Here is a 24,151-nt window from a genome sequence, read left to right on the forward strand (position 1 = left end):
CATGGCCGTCAGCACTGACATGATCCGTACATGGCGGCAGCCGCGCGTCGTGATGCGCAAGCTGCTCGCCATGGGCCAGCGCGAGGATCGGGCCATCGCCTATCTGATGGCGGCCTGTTTTATCATTTTCGTCGCCCAATGGCCACGCCTGTCCCGGCGCGCTGCGGGATTTGAAGTACCGGAAGGTGTCGAGGTGCCAGAGCTGACGCAGCTGATGGCCTATGAATTTCTGGCGTGGATCATGATCTGGCCGTTGGTCATGTATGTTTTGGCGGCATTCATCCACATGATCGCGATGCTGTTCGGGGGCAAAGGGTCTTGGTACTCCGCCAGACTGGCGTTGTTCTGGACACTCCTTGCAACCACGCCGGCCTTGCTGCTTTATGGGCTGATGGCCGGTTTCCTTGGCCCGGGTCCGGGGACCGATCTGGTGGGTGCAATCTGGCTTGCGGCCTTTGCAGTTATCGGGTTCCTTTGCCTGCGCGAGGCCGAGAAAGAACCCGTATGACACTCAACGCCCTGATACAGCTGATTTTTCAGTCATTCACGAACCCGCGTGATATCGCACAGGCGCTGACGTCATGGCAGTTTAGTCGCAACGCCTTGTGGTCGGCGTTTGCGATTGTTGCGATCATTTCGGGAATCCTGAATTTCGCGATGGGCGGGTTCGTCGGGGAAGACCCGCTTGCGGCCGCGATGCTTCAGACACCGATGCTTGCGACGATGATTGTCGCGGTGACGAATATCGTGATGGTGTTCTGCCTGCACTTTGTCGGGCAAATGCTTGGTGGCAAAGGGGAATTCTCGGATACGCTGCTGGTCGTGATCTGGCTGCAGGTCGTCGGCATTCCGGTGCAACTGCTACAGCTGCTGATGCTGATTGCCGCACCCGGGCTTTATACCGCCGTTGTACTGGCCGGTGGCATCATCGTGTTCTATGTCACACTGCACTTCATTGACGTGCTGCACCGCTACAATAGTCTTTGGGCCGCCTTTGGCACCGTTGTCATCAGCGGCCTTGGGGTGGCAATCGGGTTTGCCATGATCATCGCCGTCATCGGTGGTGCCGCCGTCCAGTCAGGAGCCATTTGATGTACGACGTCCAGAACATACGGTCCGATTTCCCGATCCTGTCACGTGAAGTGAATGGCAAACCGCTGGTCTATCTTGATAACGGTGCGTCTGCGCAAAAACCGCAGGTCGTGATTGACGCGGTCACGCGCGGCTATGCCGAAGAATATGCAAACGTGCATCGCGGGCTGCACTACCTCAGCAATCTTGCCACCGAGAAATACGAGGCTGTGCGCGGCAAGGTTGCCCGTTTCCTTGGCGTGCCTTCCGAAGACAGCATCATCCTTAATTCCGGTACGACCGAAGGCATCAACATGGTCGCTTACGGCTGGGCGATGCCCCGGTTCGAGGCAGGCGATGAAATCGTGCTGTCGATCATGGAACATCACGCCAATATCGTGCCTTGGCATTTCTTGCGCGAACGGCAGGGCGTCGTGATCAAATGGGTCGATGTGGATACCAATGGCGATCTTGATCCGCAAAAGGTGATCGACGCGATCGGCCCCAAGACCAAGCTGGTCGCCGTCACGCACATGTCGAACGTGCTGGGCACGGTCGTCGATGTAAAGGCAATCACCGAAGGTGCGCATGCCAAAGGCGTTCCCGTTCTTGTGGATGGTTCGCAATCTGCGGTGCATATGCCCGTGAATATCAGTGACATCGGGTGTGATTTTTACGCGATTACGGGCCACAAGCTTTATGGTCCCTCCGGGTCCGGCGCGATTTACGTCTCGCCAGAGCGAATGGCCGAAATGCGCCCCTTCCTTGGTGGTGGCGACATGATCAAGGACGTGCGCCGCGACGGTGTCGATTATAACGACGCGCCAATGAAGTTCGAGGCGGGCACCCCTGGCATCGTTCAAACCATCGGCATGGGCGTCGCGCTTGATTACATGATGGATATCGGGCTCGACAATATCGCGGCGCACGAGGCGTCATTGCGCGATTATACGAAAAGCAAATTCGATGGGCTGAACTGGGTTCAGGTGCAGGGCCAGAGTGCGGGCAAAGGCGCTATCTTTTCCTTCACGCTCGAAGGGGCCGCACATGCACATGACATTTCCACGGTGCTGGACAAAAAGGGCGTCGCCGTCAGGGCGGGCAGCCATTGCGCCATGCCGCTAATGGATCACATGGGCGTTCCGGCGACATGCCGTGCATCATTCGGGATGTATAACACGACGGAAGAAGTGGACGTTCTGGTCGAAGCACTTGAACTTTGCCACGAACTTTTCAGCTAGAAACAACGGGACAGGTCAAAGCCCGTCCCGCCATTCTGTCAACAGGTTGAACGCTTAACCGCAGAACAGGTCTTCGCGATATTTGACATCGTCGCGATGCTTTTCGACGAAGGCCATGATGTTGGCCATCGAACAGGTATCGCCAAATCCCGACCATGGCGTGAAGCCCGGCACATGGAGGACGCTTTCGTAGTCTTCTTTCAGAATACGCGCAAAGACAGAGGCAACAATCTTGCCGCCGACACCGGTCAGCTTGCCTTTGCCGCTCTCTTGCGCTTCTTGCAGGCAGTAGAACCACAGCGGCGTCTTGGTGATGTGCTTGTCGCGCAGTTCCTTGGGTGCGGTCAGTTCCGGTATGCCCAGATGGCGGGCCATTTGCTGGCCTGACGGAAGCTGCATCGCCGTGCGGTCGCGCAGGATGTTGCGCAGCGCGAGCTTTTTGGCCTGGGGAAGAGGAATCTGGTGATCGCCCCATGTCAGCCCGCTGCCCACGATGAAATCGGGCAATTCGAACAGGGTGTTTGCCATGTCCGTACCTACGGGCAGCGCCTTTTGCGCGTTTGGCCCGAAGAATTGCGCCATTTCCACCGTGGCCCCCGGATCACGTGGACCAAAGCCACGCAATGCAAATAGATCCAGCGGTGCCTCGCCGTGGCGCAGCGTGTATTCGTGCTGCACCGTGGCATGCCCAAAGCGATACGCCGCGACCGAGAATTCAGCCGGCATCATGGGTCCGTGCGGGAAGATGTCATGGGACAGCGCATGGTCGATATCGTGCTGATCAACAAAGGCCGGCAGGAATTCGTTCAGCACGATCCACTGGTAATGCAGTCGGATAAAGCGGCGGACCTCTTCAAAGGTGCGCAGACCCGGGTTGATGCTGTCATGCCAGACGTCCGACCGAATCCCCATCGCGGCACAATTCGCGATGTCATGACCTGCATCGCCATTTTCCTTGGCCTGCGTCATCAGGATGTTGTGCAGCGCAACGAACGCACCCTGCACCTGACTGACAAGGATATTCTCGTCGTTGCGAAAATCCCCGATCAGCGCGCGACCCTTGCAATTGCGAGCTAGGTCGTAAGGGTTGTCTTCGCGGCCGAACAAAAGGAATTCATGCGCATCTCCTTGGCCGTACAGATAGGGTGACGCTTCCGGGCCGTCGCCATAGACGCAATCAAGGTCAAGGTTGGGCGTGCGGATATTGCGGATCGAGCGTGGATCAATCTTGGTGCCGATCGCACTTGTCGCATCCAGTGTGATGTCATGGTCAATGAATTGACCCAGGAAGGTCATTCCGGCGTCGGCCGTGCCGGGCTTTACCTTGTTCACGCGCATGGATTCCACAAGGTCGTCAAAGGCGTTGACGATATGTGCGTGGCTTAGGTTTCCCGTGACCGGGTTTGCGGCCAGAAGATAGCCGAAGGTATCCGGCAACGGCCGGTCGTCATTCAACGCATGATGGTTCAAGCACTCTTTAAGAAACAGGTCGAGACGGGACATCCCGTGGGGCATCTTGGTCATCTGTCTTCTCCGAAAAATGGATTCTGTAAAAATGATCGTTTGAAAGTGGGCTCAGGTTGACGCAAAGGTCACCAATCCCTCAAGTGGGGTTTTCCCGACCCGCGGGCGGCGCGCGGCAAAACATCCGGCACCGGAATGGCACTGACCCTGATTTTCGATTGCGGGGCAGGTGCCACGCTTGTATAGGCAAGGCGTGGTCCGTTAGCTCAGCTGGATAGAGCGCTGCCCTCCGAAGGCAGAGGCCAGAGGTTCGAATCCTCTACGGACCGCCATTCCAGATCACCTACCGATCAAGACAAAAAAAACGGCGGGTTTCCCCGCCGCATCATACGTCATCGTCATTTTGGAAAGCTTAGCGGCCCCAGGTGCGGACCTGACCGCAATCCATGTGCACAAAGTTGGACCCCGAATACCGGCCAACGCCACCCGCACCGCAGGATGCGGCGGCACGCGCCATTTGCGTTACAGACCGGCTGGACAACCGCAGGTCAGCGGCCTGACCGCGCATGTGAAGCGAATTGCGTGCAACGCCCGATGACCGGCTGCGCAGCATCGCGTTCGTCTCGGGAGACCGGTAGCCGGACAAAAGCATATAGGGTTCGGATGTGTCCATCAGGCGCAAAGAGGCGGCCATGATGTCGACGTTGCGGGTATCCATGTTGACTGTTTTGCCGTTTCGCCAGTCGCGCATGAAGATGTTGATCTCGCGCAGCGCTTCGCCGATGTACTGGCCTTCGATCCAGTAGATCGTGTCCAGCCGTTCCCCGGTACGACCGGAGTACATCTTGATGCGCCGGATGTCGCCACCGCCGCGCAAGAAGCCTGCTGCATTTGCAAATGTTGGTGCGGCGGTAACTGCTGTGGCGGCGAATGCGCCCAATAGTCCACGCCGGGTAAAGCCCGATGAATCGCGTTTTTTCATATGCCTAGCGCCTGTCCCGTCGCTCAATCTGATGCACAGTTTTACACCGTGCTTTGCTATCTCATCCCCAGATGCATTTGCGTTATGGCATATGATCAGTTTCAGACCAAGACATCTTTGGCAAAAAGTCCTTGGGGGCAAGAAATCGGCAAAATCCTGCGCATTTTCATTTCGCGCGCGATGGTGTGGCAGATTTGCCAACGGTTCAGATTGGAAGCGCGCCAGTCTGGCTGATCACGGAAATTGTGAATAGACAAAGCCTTGCGCGCCCTTTGGTATGGTTTCCAATACTCGCGTATGCGCTGCCGTGCATCTAACAATAAGAACAAGCCTATCGGGAGACCGTCTTGTCGTCTTTGTACCCATTGTCCGCAAGGACATCGTTTTCATTTGTCTTGGCTTTTGTTTCTGGCCTCGTTCTTCTTTTCACTGCAGGCACACCTGCCACCGCGCAGGTCACAGCATTCCGTCAGGCCGTCGCCGAAGCTGCGGCGCGCGACGAAGATCTTGCCGCGTTTTATCGCGCACGCGAATTTCAGGGCATCTGGTCAGGTCAATCACCCGAAGATCAGGCGCGCCGCAATGCGCTGCTGACGGCCTTTGCGGATGCGAGCAATCACGGGCTTCCGACAGCGCGATATGATCCGGCGCAGGTCATGGCGCAGCTGCGCGCAGCCAGAACGCCCGCCGAACAGGGACAGATGGAAGTCGAACTGTCCCGGCTTTTCATGCAATACGCCCGCGACGTGCAGACGGGCGTCCTTGTGCCGCGCGAGGTGGATAACCTGATCAAACGCGAAGTGCCCTATCGGTCCAGACTGGAAACGCTTGAAGGGTTCCTTGCCGCCAATCCGGCAGGTTACTTGCGTGCCTTGCCGCCATCGTCACCCGAATACACGCGCCTGATGCGGGAAAAACTGCGCCTTGAGTCGCTGGTGCGACAAGGCGGATGGGGCCCACAGGTATCAGCGTCTGCGTTGGAAATCGGATCATCCGGCCCCGCCGTCGTCGCGTTGCGAAATCGTCTGATCGCCATGGGTTTTCTCGACCGCACGGCCACCCAGACCTATGACGCGACTATCGTCGCCGCAGTTCAGAAGTTCCAGCAGGCCAACGGGCTGGCTGTGGATGGCGAAGCAGGTCCCGGCACGATGCGCGAAATCAACACGTCGCTCAACACGCGTCTACAATCCATCGTCGTCGCGATGGAGCGTGAGCGCTGGTTGAACCGCCCCCTGGGCGACCGGCACGTCTGGGTCAACCTCGCCGATTTCTCTGCTTCGATCGTGGATGATGGGCGCGTCACCTTCAGCACGCGGTCTGTGATTGGTGCAGGTGATCGTGATCGCCAGTCGCCGGAGTTCTCAGACGAAATGGAATTCATGGTGATCAATCCAAGCTGGTACGTCCCGCGTTCGATCATCACCAAGGAATATCTGCCGCAGTTGCAGCGCAACCGTAATTCCGTGCGTCACCTTGAAATCACCGACAGCCGTGGTCGCACAGTGAACCGCGCCAATGTTGATTTCAGCCGTTTCAACGCGCGCAACTTTCCTTATGCGATGCGCCAGCCGCCAAGCCAGCGTAATGCGCTCGGACTCGTCAAGTTCATGTTCCCGAACCAGTACAACATCTATCTGCACGACACGCCGGCCAAGAACCTGTTCAGCCGCGAAGTCCGCGCCTATAGCCACGGGTGCATCCGTTTGAACGATCCGTTCGATTTCGCTTACGCGCTGCTTGCGGTGCAGGAAAGCGATCCGGTCGGGTTCTTTCAAGCGCAGCTGAACACAGGGCGCGAAGCCCGCGTCAATCTGGACACGCCCGTACCCGTCCACCTTGTCTATCGCACAGCATTTACCAACGTGACCGGTAGCCTGCAGTTCCGTCGCGACGTTTATGGGCGTGATGGGCGGATTTGGAACGCGCTGGCACGGGAAGGGGTGGTCCTGAACGCACTTCAGGGCTAAACCTGTCCCCGAATAATCCCGGGGGCCGGATGGCACAGACAGTCAAAGATATTGCTGCGGCACTGGGGGCAGAAGCCTTTGGTGCCGTTGATCTTTTGGTAGAGCGGCTGGCAGAACCCCAGGGGGCGGGTACTGGGGATCTTGCCCTTGCGATGTCACCGAAATACGCCGACGCGCTGGCTGCGACCAAGGCGCGGGCCGCCGTTGTCTGGGCCGACGCGGACTGGTCATCACTCGGCCTTGAAGCTGCAATCGTCGTGCCACGTGCACGACTGGCGATGGCAGGGCTGACGGCGGCATTCACACGCTCCGTCAACTTTGAAGGTATTCATCCCACAGCAATCATTCATGCGACCGCAACGATTGGCCAGAATGTGCATGTTGGGCCCTACACCATCATCGCGGCGGGCGTGCAGATTGATGAGGGCTGCTGGATCGGTCCGCAGGTGAACATCGATGCAAACAGCCACATCGGCGCGCAGACCCAGATCGAAGCGGGTGTGCGGATCGGCCAGGGGGTGCAGATCGGGGCCCGCGTCGCCTTGCAACCCGGCGTCGTGATCGGCGCTGACGGGTTTTCCTTTGTCACGGCTGACCTGTCCAACGAAGAACGCGCCTTTGCGACCGCGGGGCGCACGCCACTGGCACCGCCGCAGGATGCGACACGCCATAAGATCCACTCTCTTGGTAGCGTGGTGATTGGCGACGATGTCGATATCGGCGCGAACAGTACGGTCGATGCGGGCACGATCCGGCCCACACGGGTTGGTCGCGGCACCAAGATCGATAACCTTGTGCAGGTCGGCCATAATGTCATTGTCGGCGAAGAATGCGTGTTGTGCGCGCAAACAGCCGTGGCCGGATCTGCGGTGATCGGGGATCGTTGCGTGCTTGGCGGTAAGTCCGGCGTAAAGGACAACATCCGTCTGGGCATGGACGTCGTCGTCGGGGGTGCCGGGATCGTTCTGTCCGACGTGCAGGATGGGCGTTTCATGATGGGCTATCCCGCTGTCGAAATGCCCGCCTTTCGGGCTGCACAAAAGGCGCTGCGCAAACTGGTCGTCTAGTTTGCGGTTTCAAACGGGGACCAAAGTGACTACATCGCGGTCAGCAAGCAAAGAGTGTAAATCATGAGCATTCAGAACAAGGTCATCGCGATTATCGCGGAACAGGCGTTGTTGACACCCGAAGACATCGCGCTGGACAATACGCTCGAAGAATTGGGGATCGACAGTCTTGCGCTGGTCGAAAGCATTTTCGCCATCGAAGAGGCGTTCGACATCAACGTGCCTTTCAACGCCAATGACCCAAGCGAAAGTGAATTCGACATTTCATCCGTTGGATCCATCGTCAAAGCGGTCGAAACGCTCGTCAAAGAACAGGCCTAGCACATGCGCCGCGTTGTCATCACAGGCGCGGGTACGATCAATCCGCTGGGCAGTGACGTGCCAGCGACACTTGCGGCCATGCGCGAAGGACGCTGCGGTATCGGCCCGTTGGATATCCGTGATGTTGACCGGCTGCAGATCCAGATCGGTGGCCAAGTGCGCGACTATGATGAGTACGCGCATTTCAACCGCCAGCAGATTGCGTTGTATGACCGCTTTACACAATTCACCTTGCTGGCCGCCCGCGAGGCAATCGCCGAGGCTGGGCTTGCGTTTACCGGCCCGCTCGCTGATCGCTCTGGCGTTGTGCTTGGCACGTCCGGCGGTGGTTTGAATACCCAAGACGAGAACTATCGTGCCGTCTATGAAGAGGGCAAGAACCGCGTGCATCCATTCATCGTTCCCAAGCTGATGAACAACGCCGCCGTCAGTCAGGTGTCGATGGAATGGAACCTGCGGGGGCCGTCATTTACTGTCGCGACCGCCTGTGCGTCGTCCAATCATGCGATGGGTCAGGCCTTCAACATGGTGCGTTGCGGTATGGCCGATGTGATGATCACGGGTGGCTCTGAATCGATGCTGTGTTTCGGGGGGATCAAGGCGTGGGAAGGTCTGCGCGTGATGTCCAAAGACGCCTGCCGTCCGTTCAGCGCAACACGCAACGGTATGGTGCAGGGCGAAGGTGCCGGCGTTTTCGTGTTCGAGGACTTTGAACACGCGAAAGCCCGCGGTGCCAACATCCTTTGCGAAGTCGCCGGGTTCGCCATGTCCTCGGACGCGTCCGACATCGTGATGCCGTCCAAACAAGGGGCTGCGCGGGCTATTGCCGGGGCGATCCGTGATGCGAAACTCCCTAAGGAAAGCGTGGGCTATATCAACGCCCACGGGACAGGAACCGCCGCCAACGACAAGACGGAATGCGCCGCCGTCGCGGATGTCTTTGGCGCTCATGCGGATCAGCTGATGATCTCATCGACGAAATCAATGCATGGGCACCTGATTGGTGGCACGGGTGCGGTCGAACTGCTCGCATGTATTATGGCATTGCGCGACGGGATCATTGCCCCAACCATCGGTTATGAAGAACCGGACCCGGAATGCGCGCTAGACGTCGTCCCGAATGAAGCGCGAGACGCAAAGGTCGATGTCACGCTGTCAAACGCCTTTGCGTTCGGCGGATTGAACGCAGTGCTTGCGCTGAAGCGGGCATAGAAAAGCCGCCCGCATCTAGATGGGGCGGCTTACTTGAAATCCATGGTTACTCGGCAGGTGCGAGCGTTTTTTCCAGTGCAGCAGTAAAGCCGGACAGCGAAACGGTCAGCAGAACCTCTTCATCAGGTGCCGCAGCGGGAACAAGACGCAGGGTCGCGGAATTGCCCCGCTTGAACTGGTTCACCTCGTCCTGCGTGAAACCGACACGGGCAACACAACCGGCGGCATTGCAGAATGTGAACGGATAGCGGCGTGCAGCACTGCCATCAACGGACATGGTCAACTGTTCCGTCAGCAGGGTTTCAAGCGGCACGACGATCGTGGCACCGGCAGCGGCCCGGCCACCATCGGGCAGCGGGAACATGCTGATTTCAGCAACGGCATTGTCCTGCTCGTCGCGCAGCAGTTGGTAAAGCTGGCAAGGGTCGGCCTGGCCTTCGGCAGCCTTCAGGCAGCGCAATGACCATGCATCAAAAGTATCCAGAATATAAGGCTGGCCGACTGTTGGTTCGCCCTGCGCGGTTTCGATCGGCTCACCAAGGCTCAGATCGCCGGTGGGGTCCGCTGCGGGTGCCTCTTCGGCCTCTGTTTGGTCGGTCTGTGCCTCTTCCGCGGGTGCCTCGGTCTCGGTCGTGGCTTCCTGCGCGAAAGTGGTCGTGCCTGCCGACAGCATCAAGGCCAGCAAGGCGGGTTTCATCGGGTTCAACATCGTTCGCTCCACAATTTCTTTGCGTTTTTTTCCGCTTATCATGGGGGTAAAGGCGTGTCAGGCACAAAATAAGCGGATCGGCGAAAGCTGGCACCGGAATTGAAAAAGGGTCCGCATGCGGACCCCATTTCGTTTCTCCCTGTCGGACTTGGCCGACTAATTGGCGACACGCTACGCAATGACAACCTATCCGTCAACCGGCAATTTCGGGCAAAAAAATGCCGCGCCAACGCGGCGCGGCCAGTCTGACAGGGAGGTGTCAATCAAGGACCGTGGGGGAGGATACGGTCTTGATGTGAATAGACTGGCACAGATTGGTTAAGAATGTATTTTGTCCGGAACGAATACAGGGAAAGACGCAATGACAGATGGGATTTTCGTAGGCGGCGGTGGCGAAGGCTACAGCTTGGCACAGACGCTCTTGCTGGATAAATCAAACCGGCACGGGCTGGTCGCAGGGGCAACCGGAACCGGAAAAACCGTAACATTGCAAATTCTTGCGGAAGGTTTTTCAAGTGCGGGCGTGCCGGTGTTCCTGTCTGACGTCAAAGGTGACCTATCAGGTCTGGCCGCGTCAGGCACAGCAGATTTCAAGCTGCATGAACCTTTCATGAAGCGGGCAGAAACCATCGGGCTTGATCTGGTTTACGACCAGTTTCCGGTGACATTCTGGGATCTGTTCGGTCGTCAGGGGCATCCGATCCGCGCGACTGTCGCCGAAATGGGGCCATTGTTGCTGTCGCGTTTGATGGAACTGACGGACGTGCAGGAAGGCGTGTTGAACGTCGCCTTCCGCGTGGCCGACGAGGAAGGTTTGCCGCTTCTTGACCTCAAGGACTTGCAGGCCTTGCTGGTGTGGGTCGGGCAGAACGCGAACGACCTGTCCTTGCGCTATGGCAACGTGGCGTCCTCGTCTGTCGGGGCGATCCAGCGCCAGTTGCTGGTGCTTGAAAATCAGGGCGGCTCGCAGTTGTTCGGGGAACCTGCATTGGATTTGTCAGACATCATCCGCACTGATACCGACGGCCGCGGCGTCGTGAATATCCTTGCTGCCGATCAGCTCATGGGCAGCCCGCGCCTTTATGCGACGTTCCTGCTGTGGCTGTTGTCCGAGCTATTCGAAGAATTGCCAGAGGTCGGCAACCCGGACAAACCCAAGCTCGTGTTCTTCTTTGACGAAGCTCACCTGCTGTTTGACGATGCGCCCAAGGCGTTGGTGGACAAGGTCGAGCAGGTTGCGCGGCTGATCCGCTCCAAGGGGGTCGGGGTGTTCTTCATCACCCAGAACCCAGCCGACGTGCCAGAGGATGTGCTGGGCCAGTTGGGCAACCGCGTGCAACATGCGCTTCGTGCATTCACGGCCAAGGATAACAAGGCACTGAAACAGGCGGCTGAAACCTATCGTCCCAACCCCAAATTCGACACGGCAGAGGCCATTCAACAGGTCGGTACGGGCGAGGCTGTGACGTCGTTGCTTGATGCCAAAGGCATCCCGTCGATCGTCGAACGCACGCTGATCCGTCCGCCATCATCGCAGCTTGGCCCGATCACGCAAACCGCACGCAAGGCGATCATGAATGCATCCCCCATGTCGGGCAAATACGACAAGACCCTGGACCGCGACAGTGCCTTTGAAATGCTGACAAAACGCGCCGAAGCGGCAGCCAAAGCTGCGGAAGAGGCCGAAGAGGCAGAACAAGCCGCGGACGAACAAGAGCGCGAACACAAGAAAGCCCGCCGCTATTCGGGCAAGCAGGTGTCGCGTTCGACCTCACGGCGCAGCAAATCATCGACCGCCGAAGGATTCGGGATCGCGCTGGCTTCGGTTGTGGCCAAGGAACTGAAAGGAACGACCGGCAGACGCATCGTGCGCGGCTTGCTAGGTGGCCTGTTCAAAGGGCGGTAGGTGGCCGATCACGCACTGCATCTTGGCGCGCGCTACGTCATTTTCGCGCTCGCCGCCATTGGCGCGGCGTTTTCTGCTGATTGATTTCACGGTCTTCAACGCTGCCATCAGCGAAGCGATCGTGAACGCAAGCACAACAGCGCCGTCGAACGTGTCACCGGGCTAGGGCTGGGATCAAAGCCGCCTGATCTTGAGCAACGCAAGACGGTTCTCTTCCTTCTCGACCACCTCGAAACGGAAGCCGTGAAAGCTGAACACCTGACCCTGCACCGGGATCATCTGCGCCTCGTGGATGACAAGCCCGGCGACGGTGTTGGCTTCGTCGTCAGGCAAGTTCCAGTCGTGCGCACGATTGAGGTCGCGGATCGTCATGGACCCGTCGACCAGATATGCGCCGTCCTCGGTTTTTTCGATCTGCTCGTCTTCGTCATCGTCGAACTCATCCGCGATTTCGCCGACGATTTCTTCCAGAATGTCTTCAAGCGTGATCAGGCCCTGCAGGGTGCCATATTCATCCACCACCAGCGCAAAATGGCTTTTGCGCTTCAGGAACTGGCGCATCTGTTCGTCCAGCGTCGTGGTTTCGGGGACAAAATAGGGCTGCATCGTCACGCTCAGGATATTGAAATCATCCAGTTCCTTGGCGGTGACCACACCGTCGTTCATCATCTTGTGCATTGCGCGCAGCAGATCCTTGGCATGCAACACACCCACGATGTTTTCCTGTGTTTCGCGGAACAGGGGCAGGCGGGTGTGATTGCTTTCCAGGCAAAGACGCAAGATGTCGGCAGGGGGCAGGTCCACGTCGATCATCTCGATGCCGGAACGGTGCAGCATGACCTCTTCGACATAGCGTTCATTCAGATCAAGCGCGCCCAGAATGCGGTCGCGGTCTTCCTTTTCCACGATCCCTTCGGAATGGCCAAGGGACAGGGCACCGGCTATTTCTTCGCGCACCGCAAGGATGTTGCTGTCCGGGTCAGTTTCGACACCGAACACACGCAGCACGCCGCGCACAAGTACACGGACAGCGGCAACAATGGGTGAAAAGACCAGCACGACAATCGCAATCGGACGGGCAACACGCGCTGCGACGATTTCCGGATAGGTGATGGCGAATGTTTTCGGCAGCACCTCCGCAAAAATGAGGACCAGCAACGTCATGATCAACGTTGCGAATGCGACGCCGTTCTGGCCGAAAACCTTTGTCAGAACGGCTGTCGCCAGCGACGTCGCCAAGATATTCACAACGTTGTTGCCAAGCAGGACGGACCCGATCAGCCGCTCGCTGTCCTCGGTCACCTCCAGCGCTGTCTGCGCGCCCTTGTTGCCCTTGTCCGCATTGGCACGCAGTTTGCCGCGCGATGCGGCGGTCAGTGCCGTTTCCGAGCCCGAGAAAAACCCGGAGAGAACAAGCAGAACAAGAATTGCGGCCGCCGTCATCCAGAATGCGGCGTCAAAAGAAGAGGGATCCATCAGTGGCTTTCAGGGGGTGACATAATCTGTTGGTTATGGGGTGTCTGCCCGTGTGCTTCAAGGGTCTGTCTTGCGGGAAAGCGGGTGATGTTCCATCACAAGCTCGGTCAGGCGTTCGTCCAGGACGTGTGTATAGATTTCGGTTGTCGCGACATCGGCATGGCCCAGCATCGTCTGGATGGCGCGCAGGTCGGCACCACCGGCCAGAAGATGCGTGGCAAAGGCGTGACGCAGCGTGTGCGGCGTGACCTTGTCGGGTGACACGCCCGCGTTGACGGCTAGTGTCTTGATCAGTCCGAAAAAACGGTGGCGGGTCAGATGGCCGTCCTTGCCGCGCGATGGAAACATGAACTTTGATGGCGGGTGGCCGTCCTTGCGGGCGGCATCCTCGGCGGTGTCGCGTTCTATCAGGTAATCGGCCATCGCTTCGCGAGCTGGCGGCGACAGGGGGACCATCCGCTCTTTACCGCCTTTGCCGCGCACGAGCAGCATGCGCGGATCGCCACGGGCAGCCGAAACGGGCAGGGTCACCAATTCGGTGACGCGCATACCTGTCGCGTAAAGCAGTTCCATCAGGCAGGTATTGCGCAGCGACGCCTTTCCGGAATCGCGCGCGGCGGTCAGCAGCCTGCCGACCTCTTCCACGGTAAGTGTTTTGGGCAGGGCCTTGGATTTGCCCGGACCTTTGATCTGGATGGCAGGGTTGTCTGCGCGCCAGCCTTCCTCGAATGCAAAACGGTACAGTTGACGGATCGCAGACAAGCGGCGCGCTCGCGTGGCCTTGGATAGACCTTCGCGGTCGCAATCAATCAGGAAACCTTCGACGTCATCCTGTGCAGCGTTTGCGAAGTGCAGCTTCTTGTCTGCCAGCCAATCGCTGAAAATCCGCAGATCACGGGCATAGGCCAACTGCGTATTGGTCGCCGCGTCCAGTTCTGCGGCCTGTGCCTCAAGAAAAGCCTGCACCCAATGGGCCATCGGCTGGTTTGCCGCCGTCATATCGAACGTTCCAGCAGCAGGTATTGTAGGGACGCCTTGCGCGCCACGTCTTCCAGCCCCACCCGGCGTAGCACAGACAGTGCATCGGTCATTGACTGCGTGTCACCGGCAGAGGCCGCTTCGAACAAGGCAATGGTGCGCAACAGCGCTTCGCCCAGTTTGCCCGCATCCAGCAGATCCGCGATAACCTGCGGCGGGTTCGCCCCGTTGAAAGCCGCCTGCACCGCGCGTTCGTCCGGGGTATTCGCGCGGGTTTCCTGTGGCACACCTTTGGCGAGTGCGATCAGGAAAGGCGAGATATTTTCCGCAGCCATGGCAACCGCTTCGTAATCATCCGACAGCAGGCCGATTATCTCTGCAAGCTCTGCGGCATTCCCTGACAGATCGAGGTCTTGCAGTTCGGCGGCGTAAAGCCGGGCGAAGGCCACTTCGCTCTTGATTTCTTTCATGGCCGTCCAGGCATCGGGCAATGTTTGCGATATGGCGGTCGCATCACCTGCAGCAAGCGCACGGTCAAAGGCCTGAAATGACGACGCGCGATCCCAGACGCCACCAGAGGCAGAAGGCGTGCGCGAGGTATATAACTCCTGCAACACGTTCGGGTCGATGGCGTCCGCCTGAATAAGCCGCTCCGCCGCTTCCAGTTGCGCTTTCAACCCGGCTGTGTCGCGCAGGTCGGCATGGGCAAAGGCAAGCGGCAGGTTATCCGTGGGAAAGCCTTCCCCGATCGCCTCGCGCATCCGGAAAACAAGCGGGCTGATCCGGCTCGGCTCCGGCAGGCTGTCTTCTCCCTCGTAAAGTTCGGGGTCAAGAAAGCGGGACAGTAACGCTTCTTCTTCTTCGGTGATATCACCCAGCACGCGATGCGTGTTCAACGTCAGGGCTGCACGGGTCCAGTCACCACTGCGCGCCAAACAGAAAATGCGCGCGGGGAACGTGGGGGCGACGGCAGGCCGTTCATCCATGATGGTGCAGGCATCGTCTTCTGTGCCGGTCAACAACGCGACATCAAATAGGCGGCGGAATTGGTCGGGCGTATCGCCACCTGCCTGCTCCAGCAACGCCTGGGCTTCTTGCAAGGTCCCCTGATCCAGCAGCTTGTCGACACGGGCCAGAAACAGCGGGCCGTCCGGACTGGCCGCGAGTGGGGGATCGGCCTCTGCTAGCATCAGGACCACCAGAAAATCCTTGATCGCGGGCAGGGTGGGCATTGCTTCTGCCTGAACGAGGGTCACCAGCAACGCTTCGTCGCTGCCGGCCCACAGGCTGCGCGGCAAGCCGGTCACGTTCGAGGGAAGCAATCCAACAGGATCAGGTGAGGGACCATCAAGTGGCGTGACGCGGACAGGTGGCGGGTCGGCATTGTCGGTCACGGCGGGTTCGTCGATTGGTTTGGCTTGCGGCGCTTCCGGGGCCGCAGTCGCGGGTGTCACGCTTTGTGAGAGCCAGTCGATTGCAGACAGGGGGGAACCATCCTGCGCGGCGGCGGTACCCGCCAGCAGTGTCACAAGAATGGCCGTGCGCCTGACAGGCATACTAATTCGTTTCCAATACCACCGGCGTATTGATCTGCTCGCTTGGCGGGGCAAAGTCCGCCGGAAAGAAAATCGGCCCCACATAAGCATAGGCGATCAGACTTGCGGCTGCCAATAGCGTCAGAAAGAATACCGCTTTGATCAAACGCCACATTTTGAGTGCCCCAACTTTTCTGCTGCCTGCCTGATGCGGTCTGTCACCGCTTAATGTCTGGTTTATATATGGCCTTTTCGGCAATATCACGCCATTGAAGAGAAGAAATTTAAACTAAGCGGCGGCTAGCCGATGTGCGGATCAGGCGAGAACCATTGAAGACCACGAAACAGGAACCGGCAGGAGGCGCATTGCGCCGCACCGTGGTGCTTGTGGGCATGATGGGATGCGGCAAGACAGCCATCGGGCGCGCGCTTGCCGCGCGGCTGAAGGTGCCGTTTCTCGACAGTGACGCTGAAATCGAACAGGCCGCGCAAGCCACCATCGCCGAAATCTTTGCCCGCGACGGCGAGGATTTCTTTCGCGAGCGTGAGGCCGAAGTGATTGAACGGCTTTTGTCAGGGCCGCCCGCAATTCTGTCGACCGGCGGTGGGGCCTATCTGGCCGAACGCAACCGCAACAGCATTGCCGCCAAAGGCGTTGCTGTCTGGCTTGACGCGCCATTGCCGCTGCTTTGGGAACGGGTCCGGCACAAGGATACGCGCCCGCTTTTGCGCACGCCTGATCCGCTGGCGACGCTGACCGAAATTTTCCACCAGCGCACACCGATCTACAAACTGGCGCAGCTGCGCGTCGCAGTGCAGTCCGGCGCGTCCATCGATGCCACGACGCAAGCCGTGATCGACGTCCTGAAAGCAGCAGGCGACCTACCGGAGAACGTGACATGAGTGCCAAGACTGTCCCTGTGAACCTGCCGGGCCGTGCCTACGACATCCTGATCGGGCCAGATGTGATCAGCGTCGCCGGAGCGCGGATTCGCGCCATGGGTGGGCGCAAGCATATTGCCATCATCACAGATGAGAACGTCGCCGCGCTGCATTTGCAAACGTTGCAAGACAGCCTGCAATCAACAGACCTCACGTCAGAGGCACTGATCCTGCCGCCGGGGGAAGGCACGAAAAGCTGGCCGATGCTGGAACGGTCGGTCGAATGGTTGTTGGCACAGAAGGTTGAACGCAACGACGTGGTCATCGCATTCGGCGGCGGCGTCATTGGGGACCTTGCCGGTTTTGCGGCGGCAATCCTGCGGCGCGGCGTGCGCTTTGTGCAGATCCCGACGTCGCTTCTGGCGCAGGTCGACAGTTCGGTCGGCGGAAAAACGGGAATCAATTCGCCCAGCGGAAAGAACCTGATTGGGGCGTTTCACCAACCCAGCCTGGTGCTGGCCGATACAGCATTGCTGTCCACGCTGGAAAGTCGGGATTTTCTGGCCGGGTATGGCGAGGTGGTCAAATATGGGCTGCTTGGCGATGCCGCCTTCTTTGAATGGCTCGAAGCGCACGGACCGGCAATGGCCAAAGGGGACATGGATGCACGGGTGCGCGCGGTGACGCGATCGTGCGAAATGAAAGCCGATATTGTCGAACGCGACGAGACTGAACAGGGGGACCGCGCGCTTTTGAACCTTGGCCATACCTTCTGTCATGCGCTTGAGGCGGCAACAGGCTATTCGGACCGGCTGCTCCATGGGGAAGGGGTCGCCATCGGTTGCGCGCTGGCATTTGAACTCTCGGCGCGGATGGGGCTGTGCAGTCAGGAAGACCCGAGCCGTGTGCGTGCACATCTGCGCGACATGGGGATGAAGGTCGATATCCGCGACATTCCCGGTGACATGCCCGGTGCCGAAGCGCTTCTGAACCTGATGGGGCAGGACAAGAAAGTCGTCGATGGCAAGCTGCGGTTCATCCTTGCCCGCGGGATTGGAGACGCGTTCATCGCGTCCGATGTCCCGTCAGATGCGGTCATCACTGTGTTGAAAGACGCGCTGCACTGAAAAGAAAACAGGCGCAGCAGTGCTGCGCCCGTGTCATTACAAAACTCGGTAGATCAGAACGGGATTTCGTCGTCCATGTCACTGGGGGCACTGCCGCCGCCGCCACCTTGGTTCGATGATCCGCCGCTGCCGCCACCATAGCCGCCGCCGCTGTCGTAACCGCCGCCGCCGCCGTATCCGCCCTGATCGCCGCCACCATAGCTGCCACCACCGCCGCCTTCGCTGCGACCATCCAGCATTGTCAGCGTGCTGTTATAGGGGCGCAGGACGACTTCGGTCGAATAGCGGTCCTGACCGGATTGGTCCTGCCATTTGCGGGTTTCAAGCTGACCTTCGATATAGACCTTCGAACCCTTTTTCAGATACTGCTCTGCCACTTTGGCCAGCGGTTCGGAAAAGATCGCGACAGAGTGCCATTCCGTGCGCTCGCGGCGTTCGCCGGTGGTGCGGTCTTTCCAGTTTTCGGATGTGGCAATGCGCAGGTTGCAGACCTTTCCGCCATTCTGGAATGTGCGCACTTCCGGGTCGCGGCCCAGATTGCCGATGAGAATGACTTTGTTCACTGATCCGGCCATGCCGATCCCCCGATTGATTCTGCGTGTTGGCGTAAGCTATCAAGCTTAACGGGGGCTTAAAACGCAAGACTCGCCTATTTTGAATTTTGCTTTATGGTCCTTCCGAGTTGTCGACGTGAGGATTGTAATGCGTGTTTTGATTGGGGCATGTGCCGTATCGCTTCTGGCAGGAACAGCTATCGCGGATACAGTGTCGACAAGGTCGCGTACCGCATTGTTCCAAAACCAACTTTCCGTGCTAGATAACCGGGCTTCGCAACAATACAACAATTCGATCCGTCTGCAGCCACCACGTGCGGTCGTGCCGCAAAATGCCGGATCCGTGCCGCGCTTCAACGGATCGTATCGTGGTCCGTACCTGAATCTCGCCCGTGCTGCCGCTGCAAAGCACGGCGTGCCAGAGGATTTGTTTCTACGTCTGATCCAGCAGGAAAGCGGTTGGAATTCCCGCGCACGTTCCCACAAGGGGGCGTTGGGGCTCGCCCAGCTGATGCCCGGAACAGCGCAATACCTTGGCGTTAATCCACATGATGTCGGTCAGAACCTTGAAGGTGGTGCGCGCTATCTGCGCGAGCAATACAATACCTTCGGCAGTTGGCGACTGGCACTGGCCGCATATAACGCGGGCCCGGCAGCGGTGCAGCAACACGGCGGTGTGCCGCCTTACCGTGAAACACAAAATTACGTTCGGATCATCTGGGGTAGCTGATCGGCGGTCCTGACGGACCCCCGATCATTTCTGCCTACTCAGCGGCGATCTTGATCACTGGCTCCATATTCGCGAGTTCGGCGTCGCTCAGATGGCATTTGATCTGATGGCCGTCCGCGACATGGCGCACCGGCGGCACTTCTTTTTCGCAAAGTCCACCCGCAACCTTGTCTTTCCAACGGCAGCGCGTCTGGAACGGGCAGCCGGGCGGCGGATTCATCGCCGACGGGATATCGCCCTCTAGCACGATGTGCTTTTTCTGAACGCTGGTGTCAGCGATTGGAACAGCGGACAAAAGGGCTTCGGTGTAGGGGTGGTAGGGCGGCGAAAAGACCTGATCGGTGCTGCCCAATTCGACCACGTGCCCAAGGTACATGACCATCACGCGATCGGACAGATAGCGGACGATACTCAGGTCATGGCTGATGAACAGCAGCGTTGTCTTGTGCTGGCGCTGAATTTCCATCAGCAGGTCCGTCACGGCCGCCTGTACCGATACGTCAAGTGCTGAGACCGGTTCGTCGGCGACCACGATCCGCGCATCACCGGCAAAGGCCCGCGCGATACCCACACGCTGTTTCTGTCCACCTGACAACTGGCGTGGCATCCGGTCGGCAAATGCGCGGGGCAGTTTCACCAGATCAAGCAGTTCCAACATGCGCTGGCGTCGTTCCTTGTCGTTCTTGCCGACCTTGAAGATTTCAAGCGCGCGCATGATCTGTCGTCCGACCGTCATCGACGGGTTCAGCGTGTCGAACGGATTCTGGAAGACCATCTGGATATCGGCGATGGTTTTCGTGTCGCGATCTTCGATGCGCGTATTCCCAATGGCCTTGTTATCAAGCAGGATTTCCCCGTCCGTTGCGGTTTCCAACCCCATGAGAACCTTGGCAAACGTCGATTTTCCGCAACCGGATTCGCCGACGATAGCCAGCGTTTCGGACTCGCGCGCTTCAAAGCTGAGTGTTTCGTTGGCCTTGACCACCTTCTTGTCGCCGCCACCGAACAGCGCATTGGCCGCGACCTCGTAGTATTTCTTGAGGTTGTCCATTTTCAGAACGACGGGTCCGGGCTCGCCTTTGACCTTTTGCTCGCCCAATTCTAGCGGGGCATTCCAGTCAATTTCTTCATGTCGCAGGCAGCGTGTCTGGTGTCGGTCGTTTCCATGGACCGTTTCCATCGGGATGAATCCCTGATCGCAACGTCCTGCCTCGAAGTAGTCGCAGCGCGGTCCGAAGTTGCAGCCATCCGGGCGTTCGTGGGGCAGGGGAAAGTTCCCGGGAATCGCGATCAGCGGCCGTGCGTTCTTGTCGGCACCGGGCAGGGGGATCGACCGGAAAAGGGCTTGCGTATAGGGGTGCTGCATTTCGTCAAAGACGTCTTCGATGCTGCCGCGTTCCACTGCTTCACCGGAATACATCACGCAAATCCGGTCACAGGTTTCGAGCACTAACCCCAGGTTATGACTGATAAAAAGCATCGACGTGCCGTATTTCTTGCCGAGGTCCTTGACCAGTTCGACCACGGCGGCTTCCACGGTTACGTCAAGCGCGGTCGTGGGTTCGTCAAGAATCAGTAGATCGGGTTTGGACATGAGCGCCATTGCGATCACGATGCGCTGCTGCTGCCCGCCGGAAAGCTGGTGCGGATAGCTGCCCAGAATCCGTTGCGGGTCGGGCAGTTTCACGTCCGTTACCACTTCCAACGCGCGTTTCATCGCTGCGCCCTGACTTATGCCTTCATGGATCATCGGCACTTCGGCCAGCTGCTGACCGATCTTCATTGCCGGATTCAAGGACGCCATAGGCTCTTGATAAATCATCGCAATTTTCGATCCGCGGATGTCACGCAGTTCTTCGGACGTCATCGTGCAGAGGTCGCGGCCCTTGTACATGATCGAGCCGTTGACGATTTTTCCGTTCACGCCAAGGTCTTGCATGACCCCAAGTGCGACGGTGGATTTCCCGCAGCCGGATTCACCAACCAGACCAAGCGCTTCGCCGGGCATGATCTTGGCCGAGAAGTCCATGACGGCCGGGATTTCCCGCAGCCGCGTAAAGAAAGAGATGGAGAGTTTGTCGATCTCGAGGATGGGTTCGGCCATGTTATCTTCTCTCATTATTTGGGCTGTGATTTGCGTGCACAGGGCGTGCACTGCGCGTGCACCGGGATATGCACATCATCAATCCCTTAGGCTTTCTTCACGCAGCCCGTCCGCCAGCAGGTTCAGACCCAGCACGAGGGTCAGAAGTGCGATGGCGGGTGGAATGGCAGGGTGAACGTAGATCAACAGCAGCTTGCGCCCTTCGTTAATCGTGGACCCCCAGTCGGGGCTTTCGGATGACAGGCCAAGACCGAAGAAGCCGAGTGTTCCGAGCAGGATCGTGGTGTAGCCGATCCGCAGGCAGAAATCGACGATCAGCGGGCCGCGCGCGTTGGGCAGGATTTCCCAGAGCATGACATACCAAGGCCCTTCGCCCCGCGTCTGCGCGGCGGCTACATAATCCCGCGTGCGCAGATCAAGCGCGAGGCCGCGCACGATCCGGAACACCGTCGGCGAATTCACGAAGACGACCGACACGAACACCACGAGAATATCTAGGTCGAAGAGGTCGAACCATTCCGGCAGGAAGTTGATAACCGTGCCTTTCTGGTTGATCATCGACAGGTACAGCCAGACCAGCGCGCCGATCACGACGGCCATGACCGGCAGTCGCTTTGCCGGTTGCGTGTGATAGCGCGAATTGAGCAGGACCCAGAAGAAGACCACCGGAAAGACGAATAGCACGGCGGCCAGATAGGACGGGATGCCGGTCGCCACGATTTCAGGTGTCACCAAAAGGTAGAACAGCAGGATCACCGGAAAGGCGAGCACAAGGTTCGCGATGAATGACAGCACGGTGTCGAGCCGACCGCCGTAGAAGCCAGCGGGCAGGCCTAGTGTGATGCCGACCATGAAGGCGAAAACCGTCGCAAGGGGGGCGATGAGGATAACGAAGACCGATCCTTCGACCACGCGGCTGAAGATGTCGCGCGCGAGGTTATCGCCGCCCAGAAGGTAATGCGGGATCGCCCCCGCTGTATCGTCTGGCACCGGCACGCCCGGTCCTTTGTTCTTGAGGCCGGATACCTGGGACAGCCCGTCATGCGTGCCGATCAGGTCGAAGACGCCGACAAAGAAAGCTGTGAAAACCCAGAACATGACAAGCGCAAAGCCGATCATGCCGATCGTACTGTCAAAGAGTTTGCCATAAAGGCCGAGCCGTCGCTTGAACTTGATCGACAGCGCGAAGGTGACCGCCAGTGCAATCCAGACCGGCAGGAAGCGCTTGGACATCTCGCCAACGATACCGGCACTGCCGTAGGGCAGCAGGAAGGGCACGATGACATAGATCAGGATCAGCGCCAGCAACGCAATTGCGGCAAACGGCAAGAGCTTTTCACCGACACCTTCGGGAAAGACCGATGACACGAAAAACGTTAGCCCGACCCCGATCACGATGGTCGCAAGGAGGGTTGTCCAGATGTTGCCTCCGATGGCTGAGAGCGGGTTTCCGAAAGCCGCATTCGCGAGAAAGATCGCAAATGTCATCATGATTGCAGCCGTAATGAACGCAGGCAACGACGTTCCGCCTGTGGCAACAGCCGTGCCGTCGGCATTGACCGCCACGGTTTGTTCGACGCGCAGTGCGGACTGCACAACAGTCAGAACAATTGCTATCGCGAACACGATGAAGACGACGGTCGTGATCAGGTTCAGGTATGCGCCGAGGGCGCCAGTCCAGCTAAGCGGTTCCATAAGCGGCCTCCTTTATGCGATGCGAATGCGTGGATTGAGGAATACGTAGCCGACGTCCGAAAGCAGCTGCGTGACGAGAACGACAAAGACCGAGACCACCGAAACGGCAAGCAGGAGTTCAATGTCGTTATTGGAAGCGGCCTGCACCAGTGTCCAACCAAAGCCCTTGTAGTTGAACAGGGTCTCGACAATCACCACGCCGTTCAGCAGCCAAGGGAATTGCAGCATGATCACCGTGAAGGGCGCGATCAGCGCGTTTCGCAGCGCGTGTTTCATGACGATATTCGGAAAGCTGACCCCTTTGAGCCGTGCCGTGCGGATGTATTGCGCTGTCATGACCTCGGTCATGGAGGCCCGTGTCATCCGTGCGATGTACCCAAGCCCGTAAAGTGCAATCGTGATGACGGGCAGGAAGAAGTTGTTGAAGTTGGCATCATCCATCGCCGCTGTCGCCGTTCCCTTGAAATACTGCATTCCGAAGAGTGGCGTTGCAAAGACGGCGATCAGGATGACACCAGAGACGTATTCAGGTGTCGCTGTCGAGACGATGGACACTGTCGAAAGCGACCGGTCAAGTCGCGATCCTTCGCGCATCCCGGCTAAAACCCCGATCACCAAGGCACCTGGCACCATGATGAGCATGACGCAGAGCATCAGTTTGCCCGTCAGCCCAAGCCGGGTGCTGATGATCGTGCTGACGTCGTCCTTGAAGACCGTTGAAAAACCCCAATCCCCTTGCAGCACGCCGCAGAACGTTTTCCCATCCTCGCAACGCCGCCGCACTTCGCCATCCGAACCTTCGACTTCGTAACCGGGCAGCACACCCAGCCATTGACCGTATTTGATCGGAAGCGGTTCAAGATATCCGTTGTTCGTCAGGTAGCTGGTGACCTGTTCATCTGACATCCGGAAGTTGCCTTCGGTTTTCGCCAGCTTTTCAAGGTTCGGATAGAGGTTCGTCAGCCAGAAGACGATGAATGTCAGGCATAAAGCCGTGAGCAGCATCACCCCAAGGCGGCGCAGAATAAACAGTCCCATAAAGGCCCCTGATGGTCAGTGTTGGGGGGCGTGCCCCCGGATCACGCCCGGCGTTGACCGCCGGTGCGTCAGCAAAAAAGGCCGCACCC

At 58.6% G+C, this 24,151-nt stretch carries 22 protein-coding genes and 1 tRNA gene; 12 read left to right on the top strand and 11 right to left on the bottom strand.

What is annotated here, in order from left to right; genetic code table 11:
- Window position 1 precedes the first annotated feature (1 nt).
- From BMY44_RS04570 to BMY44_RS04580, 3 genes are read left to right on the top strand one after another with little or no spacing between them, the layout of a single operon-like run.
- Window positions 2–508: a YIP1 family protein gene (locus BMY44_RS04570; protein ID WP_089990814.1), complete on the top strand. Its 507-nt coding sequence runs from the start codon at window positions 2–4 to the stop codon at window positions 506–508.
- Window positions 505–1,092 (top strand): Yip1 family protein, encoded by a 588-nt coding sequence (locus BMY44_RS04575; protein WP_089990816.1) that lies wholly within the window; start codon window positions 505–507, stop codon window positions 1,090–1,092. Before BMY44_RS04570 ends, BMY44_RS04575 begins: the two co-directional genes overlap by 4 nt.
- Window positions 1,092–2,312, top strand: coding sequence for a cysteine desulfurase (locus BMY44_RS04580; RefSeq protein WP_089990819.1), 1,221 nt, complete (start codon window positions 1,092–1,094; stop codon window positions 2,310–2,312). The genes BMY44_RS04575 and BMY44_RS04580 overlap by 1 nt, the downstream gene beginning before the upstream one ends.
- A gap of 54 nt (window positions 2,313–2,366) precedes the next feature.
- Here the strand turns inward: BMY44_RS04580 and BMY44_RS04585 are convergent, their stop codons facing one another.
- The gene (locus tag BMY44_RS04585; RefSeq protein WP_089990822.1) at window positions 2,367–3,836 is read right to left on the bottom strand and encodes a peroxidase family protein; all 1,470 of its coding nucleotides are present in this window, start codon (window positions 3,834–3,836) and stop codon (window positions 2,367–2,369) included.
- A gap of 195 nt (window positions 3,837–4,031) precedes the next feature.
- Between BMY44_RS04585 and BMY44_RS04590 the strand changes: the two genes are divergently transcribed.
- Window positions 4,032–4,108 (top strand) — tRNA-Arg (locus BMY44_RS04590).
- 80 nt (window positions 4,109–4,188) lie between these two features.
- On the opposite strand, the gene mepK is transcribed toward BMY44_RS04590, so the two are convergent.
- On the bottom strand, window positions 4,189–4,758 hold the full coding sequence (mepK, locus tag BMY44_RS04595; protein WP_089990824.1) for a peptidoglycan L,D-endopeptidase MepK: 570 nt from the start codon (window positions 4,756–4,758) through the stop codon (window positions 4,189–4,191).
- A gap of 395 nt (window positions 4,759–5,153) precedes the next feature.
- Here mepK and BMY44_RS04600 point away from each other — a divergent pair, with 395 nt between their 5' ends.
- The 4 genes from BMY44_RS04600 (at window position 5,154) to BMY44_RS04615 (ending at window position 9,328) form a co-directional block, all read left to right on the top strand.
- Window positions 5,154–6,728 carry a L,D-transpeptidase family protein gene (locus tag BMY44_RS04600; RefSeq protein ID WP_242650480.1) on the top strand — a complete coding sequence of 525 codons (1,575 nt, stop codon included), beginning with the start codon at window positions 5,154–5,156 and terminating at the stop codon, window positions 6,726–6,728.
- Window positions 6,729–6,757: 29 nt separating this feature from the next.
- Window positions 6,758–7,795, top strand: a complete 1,038-nt coding sequence (locus BMY44_RS04605) for a UDP-3-O-(3-hydroxymyristoyl)glucosamine N-acyltransferase (RefSeq protein WP_089990829.1) — start codon at window positions 6,758–6,760, stop codon at window positions 7,793–7,795.
- Between the two features lie 63 nt (window positions 7,796–7,858).
- Window positions 7,859–8,116 carry an acyl carrier protein gene (locus BMY44_RS04610; protein WP_089990832.1) on the top strand — a complete coding sequence of 86 codons (258 nt, stop codon included), beginning with the start codon at window positions 7,859–7,861 and terminating at the stop codon, window positions 8,114–8,116.
- Between the two features lie 3 nt (window positions 8,117–8,119).
- Window positions 8,120–9,328, top strand: a complete 1,209-nt coding sequence (locus BMY44_RS04615; RefSeq protein ID WP_089990834.1) for a beta-ketoacyl-[acyl-carrier-protein] synthase family protein — start codon at window positions 8,120–8,122, stop codon at window positions 9,326–9,328.
- A gap of 46 nt (window positions 9,329–9,374) precedes the next feature.
- On the opposite strand, the gene BMY44_RS04620 is transcribed toward BMY44_RS04615, so the two are convergent.
- A complete protein-coding gene (locus BMY44_RS04620) occupies window positions 9,375–10,037 on the bottom strand; it encodes an invasion associated locus B family protein (RefSeq protein WP_242650481.1) in 663 nt (220 codons plus the stop codon).
- A gap of 361 nt (window positions 10,038–10,398) precedes the next feature.
- Between BMY44_RS04620 and BMY44_RS04625 the strand changes: the two genes are divergently transcribed.
- On the top strand, window positions 10,399–11,943 hold the full coding sequence (locus BMY44_RS04625) for a helicase HerA-like domain-containing protein (RefSeq protein ID WP_089990836.1): 1,545 nt from the start codon (window positions 10,399–10,401) through the stop codon (window positions 11,941–11,943).
- A 174-nt stretch (window positions 11,944–12,117) separates the two neighbouring features.
- Here the strand turns inward: BMY44_RS04625 and BMY44_RS04630 are convergent, their stop codons facing one another.
- Genes BMY44_RS04630 through BMY44_RS18155 form a run of 4 tightly spaced genes read right to left on the bottom strand, consistent with a single transcriptional unit; the run spans window position 12,118 to window position 16,107 of the window.
- Window positions 12,118–13,419 carry an HlyC/CorC family transporter gene (locus BMY44_RS04630; RefSeq protein WP_089990838.1) on the bottom strand — a complete coding sequence of 434 codons (1,302 nt, stop codon included), beginning with the start codon at window positions 13,417–13,419 and terminating at the stop codon, window positions 12,118–12,120.
- A gap of 57 nt (window positions 13,420–13,476) precedes the next feature.
- A complete protein-coding gene (locus BMY44_RS04635) occupies window positions 13,477–14,418 on the bottom strand; it encodes a site-specific tyrosine recombinase XerD (protein WP_089990841.1) in 942 nt (313 codons plus the stop codon).
- On the bottom strand, window positions 14,415–15,953 hold the full coding sequence (locus BMY44_RS04640) for a hypothetical protein (RefSeq protein ID WP_089990844.1): 1,539 nt from the start codon (window positions 15,951–15,953) through the stop codon (window positions 14,415–14,417). The genes BMY44_RS04635 and BMY44_RS04640 overlap by 4 nt, the downstream gene beginning before the upstream one ends.
- Before the next feature lies 1 nt (window position 15,954).
- Window positions 15,955–16,107, bottom strand: a complete 153-nt coding sequence (locus BMY44_RS18155; protein ID WP_089990846.1) for a hypothetical protein — start codon at window positions 16,105–16,107, stop codon at window positions 15,955–15,957.
- A gap of 155 nt (window positions 16,108–16,262) precedes the next feature.
- On the opposite strand from BMY44_RS18155, the gene BMY44_RS04650 reads away from it, so the two are divergent.
- Both BMY44_RS04650 and aroB read left to right on the top strand, forming a co-directional pair.
- Window positions 16,263–16,835: a shikimate kinase gene (locus tag BMY44_RS04650; protein WP_089990849.1), complete on the top strand. Its 573-nt coding sequence runs from the start codon at window positions 16,263–16,265 to the stop codon at window positions 16,833–16,835.
- Window positions 16,832–17,941, top strand: a complete 1,110-nt coding sequence (gene aroB, locus BMY44_RS04655) for a 3-dehydroquinate synthase (RefSeq protein ID WP_089990852.1) — start codon at window positions 16,832–16,834, stop codon at window positions 17,939–17,941. Before BMY44_RS04650 ends, aroB begins: the two co-directional genes overlap by 4 nt.
- Before the next feature lie 53 nt (window positions 17,942–17,994).
- Here aroB and BMY44_RS04660 read toward each other — a convergent pair whose 3' ends face one another.
- Entirely contained in the window at window positions 17,995–18,516 is a 522-nt protein-coding gene (locus BMY44_RS04660) for a single-stranded DNA-binding protein (RefSeq protein WP_089990853.1), read from the bottom strand.
- A gap of 127 nt (window positions 18,517–18,643) precedes the next feature.
- Here BMY44_RS04660 and BMY44_RS04665 point away from each other — a divergent pair, with 127 nt between their 5' ends.
- On the top strand, window positions 18,644–19,225 hold the full coding sequence (locus BMY44_RS04665) for a lytic transglycosylase domain-containing protein (protein ID WP_089990856.1): 582 nt from the start codon (window positions 18,644–18,646) through the stop codon (window positions 19,223–19,225).
- 34 nt (window positions 19,226–19,259) lie between these two features.
- On the opposite strand, the gene BMY44_RS04670 is transcribed toward BMY44_RS04665, so the two are convergent.
- The 3 genes from BMY44_RS04670 to BMY44_RS04680 form a co-directional block, all read right to left on the bottom strand.
- Window positions 19,260–21,329, bottom strand: coding sequence for a dipeptide ABC transporter ATP-binding protein (locus tag BMY44_RS04670; RefSeq protein ID WP_242650482.1), 2,070 nt, complete (start codon window positions 21,327–21,329; stop codon window positions 19,260–19,262).
- Between the two features lie 78 nt (window positions 21,330–21,407).
- A complete protein-coding gene (locus BMY44_RS04675) occupies window positions 21,408–23,024 on the bottom strand; it encodes an ABC transporter permease (RefSeq protein ID WP_242650483.1) in 1,617 nt (538 codons plus the stop codon).
- 12 nt (window positions 23,025–23,036) lie between these two features.
- Complete coding sequence (locus BMY44_RS04680) at window positions 23,037–24,062, bottom strand: ABC transporter permease (RefSeq protein WP_089990861.1); 1,026 nt, start codon at window positions 24,060–24,062, stop codon at window positions 23,037–23,039.
- Between the last annotated feature and the right edge of the window lie 89 nt (window positions 24,063–24,151).

It is taken from the genome of Cognatiyoonia koreensis, assembly GCF_900109295.1.
Taxonomy (GTDB): domain Bacteria; phylum Pseudomonadota; class Alphaproteobacteria; order Rhodobacterales; family Rhodobacteraceae; genus Cognatiyoonia; species Cognatiyoonia koreensis.

Coding starts and splice junctions, on each gene's coding strand:
- BMY44_RS04610 (WP_089990832.1), top strand. CDS start 7,859: ATGAGCATTCAGAACAAGGTCATCGCGATTATCGCGGAACAGGCGTTG.
- aroB (WP_089990852.1), top strand. CDS start 16,832: ATGAGTGCCAAGACTGTCCCTGTGAACCTGCCGGGCCGTGCCTACGAC.
- BMY44_RS04675 (WP_242650483.1), bottom strand. CDS start 23,024: ATGGAACCGCTTAGCTGGACTGGCGCCCTCGGCGCATACCTGAACCTG.
- BMY44_RS18155 (WP_089990846.1), bottom strand. CDS start 16,107: ATGTGGCGTTTGATCAAAGCGGTATTCTTTCTGACGCTATTGGCAGCC.
- BMY44_RS04585 (WP_089990822.1), bottom strand. CDS start 3,836: ATGACCAAGATGCCCCACGGGATGTCCCGTCTCGACCTGTTTCTTAAA.
- BMY44_RS04580 (WP_089990819.1), top strand. CDS start 1,092: ATGTACGACGTCCAGAACATACGGTCCGATTTCCCGATCCTGTCACGT.
- BMY44_RS04615 (WP_089990834.1), top strand. CDS start 8,120: ATGCGCCGCGTTGTCATCACAGGCGCGGGTACGATCAATCCGCTGGGC.
- BMY44_RS04635 (WP_089990841.1), bottom strand. CDS start 14,418: ATGACGGCGGCAAACCAGCCGATGGCCCATTGGGTGCAGGCTTTTCTT.
- BMY44_RS04605 (WP_089990829.1), top strand. CDS start 6,758: ATGGCACAGACAGTCAAAGATATTGCTGCGGCACTGGGGGCAGAAGCC.
- BMY44_RS04640 (WP_089990844.1), bottom strand. CDS start 15,953: ATGCCTGTCAGGCGCACGGCCATTCTTGTGACACTGCTGGCGGGTACC.
- BMY44_RS04660 (WP_089990853.1), bottom strand. CDS start 18,516: ATGGCCGGATCAGTGAACAAAGTCATTCTCATCGGCAATCTGGGCCGC.
- BMY44_RS04630 (WP_089990838.1), bottom strand. CDS start 13,419: ATGGATCCCTCTTCTTTTGACGCCGCATTCTGGATGACGGCGGCCGCA.
- BMY44_RS04665 (WP_089990856.1), top strand. CDS start 18,644: ATGCGTGTTTTGATTGGGGCATGTGCCGTATCGCTTCTGGCAGGAACA.
- mepK (WP_089990824.1), bottom strand. CDS start 4,758: ATGAAAAAACGCGATTCATCGGGCTTTACCCGGCGTGGACTATTGGGC.
- BMY44_RS04670 (WP_242650482.1), bottom strand. CDS start 21,329: ATGGCCGAACCCATCCTCGAGATCGACAAACTCTCCATCTCTTTCTTT.
- BMY44_RS04575 (WP_089990816.1), top strand. CDS start 505: ATGACACTCAACGCCCTGATACAGCTGATTTTTCAGTCATTCACGAAC.
- BMY44_RS04570 (WP_089990814.1), top strand. CDS start 2: ATGGCCGTCAGCACTGACATGATCCGTACATGGCGGCAGCCGCGCGTC.
- BMY44_RS04680 (WP_089990861.1), bottom strand. CDS start 24,062: ATGGGACTGTTTATTCTGCGCCGCCTTGGGGTGATGCTGCTCACGGCT.
- BMY44_RS04625 (WP_089990836.1), top strand. CDS start 10,399: ATGACAGATGGGATTTTCGTAGGCGGCGGTGGCGAAGGCTACAGCTTG.
- BMY44_RS04620 (WP_242650481.1), bottom strand. CDS start 10,037: ATGTTGAACCCGATGAAACCCGCCTTGCTGGCCTTGATGCTGTCGGCA.